This is a genomic window from Erysipelatoclostridium sp. AM42-17, assembly GCF_003480255.1.
Lineage (GTDB): Bacteria > Bacillota_I > Bacilli_A > Erysipelotrichales > Coprobacillaceae > Faecalibacillus.
The window spans coordinates 1-1404 of record NZ_QUIN01000049.1 but is presented as its reverse complement, the minus strand read 5'-3'; the positions used below and the strand labels follow the sequence as shown (position 1 = coordinate 1404).

Below are 1404 nucleotides of genomic sequence, written 5' to 3'. Positions count from 1 at the left end.
TTCAGTTAATTGACGAGCAACGTCATCTTTAATAGTTACACCTTCAGCTTCTAAACGTGCAATCGTATCTGCAAATTGTGGTAAGTATTTTTTATGAGCAATTAATAATTCGTCCATCACTCGTTTCATATTTCCTCCTGAAACTGTTTGTGGATTTAAAATGAATGCTTGCATTAATAGTCCATAATCTCCGGTTACAGCTGCTTCTTCAACACATAATTCCATGTTCTTCATGCATTGTAACCATCCTCTTTGTGCTGGTTGTAATTCACCAAAGGCAATCGCTCTGGCTCCTGATGATCCAATATAAGCTGAGACTTCTACAGCACAGTCTGCTGGTAAATCTGGTACGGCACCATTATTTTTAGTTGTTACGACGATATGAGTAAGTTTATTAGCGTAGATTGAAGCAATTGTTTCACAGGCTGCATCTGAATAATGTGCTCCTCCTCGTCTTGCTAGTTGTTCTGGTTTATGATCTAGATTTGGATCTTTGTATAATTCAAATAATTCATGTTCTGTTTGTTGTACTTGTTGTCCACGTGTTCCCATATCAGGATCATTGTATTCTTGTAATCCATGTTCTAACATTTCTTGTTCACGATAATAATATCGATGATATCCACAAGGGATCATATTCATTTGAAGTAATTGTTCTTTAAAGAAAGGAATATCATGAATATTGGCAGGGATTCCCATATCTTTACCTTCATACATGGCTTCAATGATGTCTTTAGTGACTTCATGACCATGTTCATCAAAGACCTTATGCCAATGGAAATGATTGATACCAGCAAACTTATAAGTTAACTGATCGATTGTTTTACCAATTGTTTTAGGTTCATCTAACATAGCACCAACAGGAACATTACATAAACCAATAACCTTATCCCATTTACCATATTTCATAACAGCTTCAGTTACCATTCCAGATGGATTAGTGAAGTTAATAAGCCAGGCATCAGGACATAATTCTTTCATATCTTCAACGATTGATAAGATAACCGGAATCGTTCTTAAAGCTTTAAACATACCACCAGCACCATTCGTTTCTTGACCTAACATACCATAGCTAAAAGGAATTCTTTCATCTTTGATACGGGCATTTAATAAACCAACTCTAAATTGAGTGGTAACGAAATCAGCATCTTTTAAAGCTTCTCTACGATCTAATGTTAAATGGACCTTAACATCATAAGGGGAAGCATCCCACATACGTTGAGCCATTTTACCAACAATTTCTAATTTTTCTTTACCATCTTCAATATCAATTAACCAGATTTCTTTGATAGGAAGTTCATCATATCTTTTGATAAATCCTTCCATTAATTCAGGTGTATAACTGCTTCCGCCACCGATTGTTACAATTTTTACAGGTTTTTTATTCATTTATCTTTCCTCCTT

Annotated in this window: 1 protein-coding gene; it reads right to left on the bottom strand. The window is 35.0% G+C overall.

The window, feature by feature from the left end; translation table 11 throughout:
• On the bottom strand, positions 1–1389 hold a 1389-nt coding region (locus DW911_RS10845; RefSeq protein WP_147358163.1), incomplete at its 3' end, for a 6-phospho-beta-glucosidase.
• Positions 1390–1404: the final 15 nt, after the last annotated feature.